Raw genomic sequence first — 7,450 nt, 5'->3', positions numbered from 1 at the left:
CAACTCAACGAGCGACCTCGAAAGACCTTGCAATACCAAACGCCAGCAGAGAAATTTGAAGCATGTGTTGCGGCGATCAGTTGAAACCACACTGGCGCTGCCGTCATTCGCTCTTCGCAAATGCTGCGCAGAGCACGAATGGCCGGAATGCGAAAGCTGCATCGCGGCGTAAACCGACCCAATGAATGTCTCCTGTGGGCCGTAGTGGGGGTCGCGCCTATTGAGGCCTAGGTCTGGAAAGTCCCGCACAGCAGACATATGTCCAAGCCCAATACACAGGGCCTCCCTGACACACTGTAACGATGTTTGAGTACATTCCTCACAGCCGCTAACGCGGCCCCACAATCAACACACGAGGCGCTGGAAATCCCTAAAACGCCGACATCGCACCACAGAGTGCATGTACCCGGATAACGCCGCTGATTTCTGACAACCAGTAGCGCTGTGATTGTGAGGGGCGGTGAAGTTCTGCTTTAAGCCCGTACCCGTAGTCGACTCGCGAATTCAACCGCTGTCACCTGACACCGTCGATGACTGCGAGATTGCACTTCGCAGAGCTGTGCCGATGCTCGGCCAGTTCACGGTATTCCGGGTCGGCAAGCCATTCTTCAGCATGGGTTCGGCTCGGGAATTTCATGACGACAGTCCTCGGATAGCCCCATTCGCCCTCAACCACAGTTGTTGTCCCGCTTGTCGTTGCAAGCAATTCCCCGCCATGTCGCCGGAAGATCGGCATGAACCCAGCGAGGTATAACTTGTATCTCTCCTCATCAAATATCTCGAGCTGACCAATCACATATGCTGCCATTTTACCCTCCAAGCATTGGTTTGTACTAAATAGTAACAAGAAAGTTCGACGAAAGTCGCTAAACCTCCTGACTGAGGTCGGTCCAAGTGGTTTGAGCATAGATCGCCATTTATTCGCCGCGTAGCTTCAGTAAACGAAACAGCTCGCCGTTTTTTGACGTTCGATAGCAGGCTGTACACAGTGATCTAAACTCGTTGGGAAAGGTCATGACGTGGCAAGAGACGAATTCTTTGGAAATGATGATCAACGCGCGGTACTAAGGCGTGGCCGGGGAATGGCTGAACTGCTCGGCAATGACCCGCGCTTTAGCTACTATGGTCGCACCGTTGGGTTGGTAGGTCCAGACGACGGGAACATCGATCAGCTTGCCGCTTTGGCCAGCGTACAGGGAAATTCGAACTATTCCGCAGTGCCGCTAAGCCAGACTGCTACCGTAATTTCCGACTTGGAAGCGCACGGTCTTGTCCCAATGCACTATGCCAAGTGGGAGGGCACCAACTCAACCTTAGCTGCTGCGCGAAAGGTGATAGAAACTGTTGCATTGCCTGAGGACTTAACGTTGGTCCGAATGGATGCATCGACACCTGATCAACAACTTGCGTCGTTGGCTGAGATGGCTTTGGATTGTGGTGTTTTGCCTTTGTGTGGTGAGGTATTGCGCGGCCTTCACAGGCCTGCCGTTTGTCTGTTCGCGATCGACCGGAACTCTAACATAGTTTCATGCGCGGCATCATCAGTATTTGCTCGTGACGAGCACTCGACGTATGGTAAACAGGCATGGTGGGGGATGCTCGCCACCGACCCGGCACGTCGCGGTCAACGGCTTGCGCTCATTCTTGGGGCTCATACTTTACTTGAAATGGAAGCTAGGTTCGGACTGCGTGATTTCATGACTGGAGTTGAACCGGGAAACGCGCCGTCGGAAGCCGTTTGCGCCCGAATGGGGCTGTCGCCGGGGGGATTTGCAATCATTGGATGCGCCGATCCACGAGCCTTGGCGACTGGTCGTATGACCAAATGAGGCCTCAATTGTCGTCGCTTTTTGTTTGAAAGCTCAATGGTAGATTGTCCGCGCAGCAGACATACATCCAGACCCGATCCGCAGGACCTCCCTGACACGTCGTAACAGTTGATCCGCCCCCGCTAACGCGGCCCACACCAACACACGCGGCGCTGGCATGCCGTATCAGCAAAAACGACACCGCACCACAGACACACAGGGCCACAAAGTCTGACAGAACGCCTAGGACGACGGCTCTGAGCCCTTAGCGGACATCATCGGGGCAAAACAATTGTGTAAGTTTACCGCTGCACGACAAACAGGGGCCTCTGCGGTTCCAAACGCGACCCTAGTACCCTCGGTTGCGGTCGACGATACCGTCTGGTTGCTTGCCGTTTTCAAACTGAGCAATCCCTCTGGCAACAAACTGAGCAACGGAGGTCTGCTCGGCATCACCCGCAACGTGCGGTGTGATCAAAATCTTGTCGCAGCTCCAAAACGGGTGTTCTTCGGGCAAAGGTTCCGTTGCAAACGTATCTAGTGCAGCAGAAGCGGGATGCCCTTTCTCGAGTGCGGAAACGAGATCAGCTTCAACTAGATGCCCACCCCTGCCTAGATTGATGACCATCGCGTCGTCCCGCATCACGGAAAAAAACTCCGATGACAGAATACCTGTCGTCGCATCTGTCAGAGGTAAGAGATTAACAACGGCGCGGCTATTGTTGGCAATCTGCAACAAACCCTCAGTTCCACTTACAATGTTAATGCCGTCGTCGTTTCTTGCTTTCGAAGCATAGGCAGTAACCGGATAATTCAGATCATAAAGCCTACGGCCCAACGTCGCGCCCATGTGACCATACCCTAAAATACCAACCGGAAAGTTCGAAGGCGTCGTGCGGTTTATAGGTTTCCATTCTTTGCGTTTCTGTTGTGCCGGATAGTCCAGAAGCTTTCGTTGCCAACCAATGATATGCCACATTGCAAACGCGGCGATCATCTCAGCTTGTTCTTCAAGCTTAACCCTAGATATTGCAACATCTGGGGCCACGCCGAGGTGCCGCACTAGTGCATCGATACCTGCCCCGGCACTGGAGATGAGACGAAGATTGGGATATGGTAGAAATGCATTTGGTCCCGGGTTGAACGCAAACGCATGGCGAATTGCTGAGGGGACAGACACCTCGTCCGGGTTTACCAAATGTATCCATGGATGATGTTCTTCAAACGCAGAGCCAAAGATGTCTTTCAAATCGTAGTCATCACAGAGGCAAACTAATTCTAATGCTTCCATTATTCTCGCTTTCTTCCGTCACGTGGCCCGCGCACTCTATCACACCGGGAGAAATGTACCTGCGAAAACGGTTTCATCAAGCGATTTGCTAGTAACAAAAATTGGACATCTGAACGGCAACAAAGTCCCGCACAGCGGTCATTGGCGTACTTTGCAGCGAACGGCGGCTACGAGCCCAAACCTACCGAGTCGTGAACAGACATTTCTGCGCGCGCAGCATTGTGATGATCACACATACGGCCCATATGCGCAGGTTGCAGCAGGCCAAAGACTATATCTAGGCGAGACGGCTTTTTAAAAGATCTCCAGACTTGAGCAGAATTGGATAGCCGAGGGGCGCAGCCAGAACCGCAGAGGTGCTGCAAATCCTCGCTCGACCCCGGTGCGGACCAACCGCACGGCCTAAAACAGCAGGGCCGCGGCCCCAGCAATGTTAAGAAGGAATTGGATCAGGTGCGGTTCGTTCACCGGGCAAGCTTTCTGTCAGAGTGCAAGATCAGAAGGGGAATGGGCCGGGCCCAGCAACCGGTCCGATACGGATGGATTGAAAGCCGGCGTCCCATCGATGCAACAGACACCCATCTTCTAGCGTCATGAACCCCACGGGTGCGTCGGAGCGGCGATCATAGGCAAATGTGCTGCAGGGCGACGGCGCAGAGATTGCGATATGCCCGCCGACATCGGTCACCATCATGCTATGGATGTGTCCGCAGACGATCCGCAATGCGCCAGCATGGTCGGACACAATATCGCGAAATGCGTGGCTGTTGGTTAGCCCAATCTTGTCCATGAAATCGATGTCCGAGGGAAAGGGCGGGTGGTGCATCGCCAAAAGAACAGGCGCCCCTTTTGCCTTGGAAAGTGCATCTTCTAAAAACGACAACGTCTGCGGTGAGAGGGTTCCATGCCCAAACCCTTCGACCAAAGTGTCAAGGCCGATCAGAACAAGATCGCCAACCCGTTCGATCCAGTTCAAGGGTCCATCAGTGGGAAGATGATCAGCAAACGCGCCCCGCATCGGTTCGCGGGCATCGTGGTTGCCTGGTACGACGTGGATCGGCAGATCAAGCGGGGCCAACAGCGCTTTGAACCTTTCATAGCTCTGCACGCTGCCATCATCGCTTAGATCACCGCTGACCAACACCACATCAATCGACCCGATCTGATCCTGGATCGTGTTGATCCGGCTGATCAAGCGCGACAGCGCCCCAGAGGTCTCTAACCGTTCCGACACGAGTGCTCCCTCGGGCACGATATGCGTGTCAGAGATCTGGAGGATCGTTGTCATTTGATCCCTGCACGCAGGAACGCTTGCACGAACTGGCGCTGGAAGATCAGGAAGGCGATTAGCAAAGGTGCCACCGACATCAATGTCGCAGCAGAAATCACACTGATATCCACACCGTTTTCCGGTGCGCCAAAGATCGACAAGCCAACGGTCAATGGTCGCGTTTCAGGCGAGTTTGTGACGATCAGCGGCCATAAGAAGTTGTTCCAATGGGTCGACACCGACACCAGCGCATAGGCTAGATAGGTCGGCTTGGCCAAGGGCACATAGACTCGCCACAAGATACCGAGCAGGCCACAGCCTTCGATCCGCGCGGCCTCATGCAGTTCAATGGGCACACCTTTAAACGATTGTCGCATCAGGAAGATACCAAAGGCGCTGGCCATGTAAGGCATGCCAACACCGAGGATCGTATCGAACAGACCCAAGCGAGAAACCATCGCATAGTTTTCTACAATCAACACTTCTGGTAGAATGAAAAGCTGCATCAAAATCAGAATGAACACGAAATCCTTTCCCGGAAACTTCAACTGGGCAAAGGCAAATCCCGCCAGCGTTGTCAGGATGAACTGACCGATCAGGATGACGGTCACCAATATGAACGTGTTCATGAAATACTGCAGCCAAGGGGCTCCATTCCACGCGACGCGGAAGTTATCGAGCGTCCACGGGGAGAACAGATTCAGGTTGACTGCATCGGATGTCGAATGGGTCGCGGCCCAAAAGGCGAAAAGCAGCGGTGCAATCCAGATGATTGCCAACAGGATCGCGCCGAAGCTGTCCATGAAACGGGTGAGGCTCTTCATTGGTAATGTGTCCTTTTATCAAGGTATAAGAACTGCACCGCTGCCACGATCCCCAGTACAGCAATCACAAGGATTGTCATTGCTGCCGCATGGGGTGCGTCAAAGAAGGCAAAGGCCATTTCCCAGATGTAATAAAGGATCAACTTCGACGCATCCGATGGACCGCCCTTGGTTAGAATGAAGAGATGGTCGATCAGTTTGACCGAATTGATCATCGCGTTCACTGCAATAAACAAAGTGGTGGGCATCAGCAGCGGCAGCACGATACGGCGGGTATATGTCCAACGGCTGGTGCCTTCGATATCAGCCGCCTCTTTCAGATCCTCGGGGATCGTCTGAAGGGCGGCGAGATAGAAGATCATAAAGAAACCGGCCTCTTTCCATATCGTCACGATGATAATGGCCCATAGGGCAGTTTCAGGCTGGCCCAGCCAGTTCACAGACGGCAAGCCGAACAGGCTGCCGATTTGATCCAGCACACCCAGTCCGGGGGTATAGAAGAACAGCCATAGATTGGCCGCAGCGATCATCGGCAGCACAGTCGGGGTGAAATAGGCGGTGCGCACAAAACCGCGTGCTGAGATCTTGGAGTTGGCCCAAAGCGCCATCGACAAGGCGATACCGATAGAGACGGGGATTGTGATACCCGCGTAAAAAAGGTTGTTCTTGACCACAAGCCAAAAGGTCGGGTCGGCGAACAGATCAGAATAGTTTTCGGTGCCGACAAACTCGGTCGGGTTGCGGCGGGTGTCGCGGGAAAACAAACTTGACCATAGGGTCGCAATCGACGGGTAGAACGCAAAGACCGTCAGCAGCACCGCTGCGGGTGAAAGCAACAACCAGCCATAGATTGCCTGTCTGCGGCGTTCAAGATTGGCATGCGCTGACATGGCGCGTCTCCTTTTCAGGGGATGGTCGGGCCGGTGCTCTCACACACCAGCCCATCCGGAAGGTTTTACTGGTAATCACTGAGCAGACGCACAGCAGCGGCCTGCGCATCGGCCAGTGCTTCTGCGGGATCTTTGGCCCCCGTCAGCGCAGACTGGATCGCATTGTTCAGACCATCACGGACACGTGCCGTTTCAAAAGTCGAAAACTCTGCAACGGCGTTTTCCAACTGATTGCGCGCGACAAGTGCCGGCGGAAATTCTGCCGTATAGGCCTGCAATGCCTCGGTTTCATAAGCCGCAGGTGACACGCCCATATAACCAGTGGCGATGGACCATGCCGCTGCCTGCTCTGGCGACGTCATGAACTGCATCAACTTGAGCGCTGCGGCTTTTTCTTCATCGGTTGTATCTTTGAAGAGATAGAAGTTACCGCCCCCTGTTGGCGAACCAAGGCGAACGTTGGCAGGCAGTTCGGCCACTCCAAAGTCAAAGCTAGCTCCGTTTTTCACAGCCGTCAGGTTACCAGTCGAGTGCCACATCATCGCAGTTTGACCTTCGAGGAATGCCTGGCGCAATGTGCCCCATTCGACAGTGCCGGTTGGCATGATGCCGTGCTCGCCCGACAAGGACTGCCAGAATTCCAACGTCTCAACGACCGTTGGATCATCGAAATAGGTTGTCAAACCGTCTCCGGACATGACTTCTTTGCCGTTCTGGATCGCAAGCGCTTGGAACATCCAGTAAGGATAGCCTGTGGATGGGATCATCAGACCATAGGTGCCATCGCCCGTCAGCGCTTTGCCCATCTCGATCATTTCGTCCCAAGTTTTTGGCGGCGCTTCGGGGTCAAGACCTGCGGCGCGGAACATGTCTTTGTTATAATAGGCAACGATTGTAGACCGCTGGAACGGAATGCCCCATGTCTGACCCTCAATCTGGCCATTTGCCATCAACGCCGGGTAAAAACTGTCCAGCCATGCCTTGTCAGCATCTGTTGTTGCGATCTCTTCAAACGGTACAATCAGATCCTGTTCAATCAGGTCGTATGCGTCGATTGAAAACATTACAGCCAGCTGCGCAGGCTCGCCGGACGCAAGCGCCGAAAGTGCACGCACCCGCGTATCGTCATAGTTGCCTGAATAAATAGCGGTGACACTGATGTCGGGGTTTTCGGCCTCGAACTCGGCCACAATACCGTCAACCACTTCAGTCAATGAACCGCCCACAGCGATGGGGTAATACATCGTCAGTTCGGTCTCAGCGCTCGCCTGTGCAGCAAGTCCAGCCGCCATCGCGGTGGCAAGCCCCAGTCCGGTTGTCGAAAATAGTTTCATGTTTTCCTCCCTTGGATTTCATTGGTAGACTAG

The 7,450-nt window shown here is 54.0% G+C and carries 8 protein-coding genes; 1 reads left to right on the top strand and 7 read right to left on the bottom strand.

Annotated elements, in window-relative coordinates:
- Positions 1 to 182, bottom strand: a 182-nt coding sequence (locus MWU63_RS10545) for a hypothetical protein (protein WP_247077825.1), incomplete at its 3' end; no start/stop codon positions are given.
- A gap of 332 nt (positions 183 to 514) precedes the next feature.
- Positions 515 to 808 carry a DUF1330 domain-containing protein gene (locus MWU63_RS10540; RefSeq protein ID WP_247077823.1) on the bottom strand — a complete coding sequence of 98 codons (294 nt, stop codon included), beginning with the start codon at positions 806 to 808 and terminating at the stop codon, positions 515 to 517.
- Positions 809 to 1,019: 211 nt separating this feature from the next.
- Between MWU63_RS10540 and MWU63_RS10535 the strand changes: the two genes are divergently transcribed.
- Positions 1,020 to 1,829, top strand: a complete 810-nt coding sequence (locus tag MWU63_RS10535) for an N-acetyltransferase (protein ID WP_247077821.1) — start codon at positions 1,020 to 1,022, stop codon at positions 1,827 to 1,829.
- A gap of 328 nt (positions 1,830 to 2,157) precedes the next feature.
- On the opposite strand, the gene MWU63_RS10530 is transcribed toward MWU63_RS10535, so the two are convergent.
- The 5 genes from MWU63_RS10530 to MWU63_RS10510 all read right to left on the bottom strand — a co-directional run bounded on the left by MWU63_RS10530 (position 2,158) and on the right by MWU63_RS10510 (position 7,417).
- Positions 2,158 to 3,099, bottom strand: coding sequence for an NAD(P)-dependent oxidoreductase (locus tag MWU63_RS10530; protein ID WP_247077819.1), 942 nt, complete (start codon positions 3,097 to 3,099; stop codon positions 2,158 to 2,160).
- A 496-nt stretch (positions 3,100 to 3,595) separates the two neighbouring features.
- On the bottom strand, positions 3,596 to 4,387 hold the full coding sequence (locus tag MWU63_RS10525) for a phosphodiesterase (RefSeq protein ID WP_247077818.1): 792 nt from the start codon (positions 4,385 to 4,387) through the stop codon (positions 3,596 to 3,598).
- Positions 4,384 to 5,193, bottom strand: coding sequence for a carbohydrate ABC transporter permease (locus MWU63_RS10520; RefSeq protein ID WP_247077816.1), 810 nt, complete (start codon positions 5,191 to 5,193; stop codon positions 4,384 to 4,386). Before MWU63_RS10520 ends, MWU63_RS10525 begins: the two co-directional genes overlap by 4 nt.
- A complete protein-coding gene (locus tag MWU63_RS10515; protein WP_247077814.1) occupies positions 5,190 to 6,083 on the bottom strand; it encodes a sugar ABC transporter permease in 894 nt (297 codons plus the stop codon). The genes MWU63_RS10520 and MWU63_RS10515 overlap by 4 nt, the downstream gene beginning before the upstream one ends.
- 65 nt (positions 6,084 to 6,148) lie before the next feature.
- The gene (locus MWU63_RS10510; protein WP_247077812.1) at positions 6,149 to 7,417 is read right to left on the bottom strand and encodes an ABC transporter substrate-binding protein; all 1,269 of its coding nucleotides are present in this window, start codon (positions 7,415 to 7,417) and stop codon (positions 6,149 to 6,151) included.
- Between the last annotated feature and the right edge of the window lie 33 nt (positions 7,418 to 7,450).

Source organism: Pseudohalocynthiibacter sp. F2068 (assembly GCF_023015645.1).
GTDB lineage: Bacteria > Pseudomonadota > Alphaproteobacteria > Rhodobacterales > Rhodobacteraceae > Pseudohalocynthiibacter > Pseudohalocynthiibacter aestuariivivens.
Note: the sequence above shows the minus strand (reverse complement) of the source record. Positions and strands in the feature narration are given on the sequence as shown.

Bases quoted from the DNA above. Each gene is read 5' to 3' on its own strand.
- MWU63_RS10540 (WP_247077823.1), bottom strand. From the start codon at position 808: ATGGCAGCATATGTGATTGGTCAGCTCGAGATATTTGATGAGGAGAGA.
- MWU63_RS10530 (WP_247077819.1), bottom strand. From the start codon at position 3,099: ATGGAAGCATTAGAATTAGTTTGCCTCTGTGATGACTACGATTTGAAA.
- MWU63_RS10525 (WP_247077818.1), bottom strand. From the start codon at position 4,387: ATGACAACGATCCTCCAGATCTCTGACACGCATATCGTGCCCGAGGGA.
- MWU63_RS10520 (WP_247077816.1), bottom strand. From the start codon at position 5,193: ATGAAGAGCCTCACCCGTTTCATGGACAGCTTCGGCGCGATCCTGTTG.
- MWU63_RS10515 (WP_247077814.1), bottom strand. From the start codon at position 6,083: ATGTCAGCGCATGCCAATCTTGAACGCCGCAGACAGGCAATCTATGGC.
- MWU63_RS10510 (WP_247077812.1), bottom strand. From the start codon at position 7,417: ATGAAACTATTTTCGACAACCGGACTGGGGCTTGCCACCGCGATGGCG.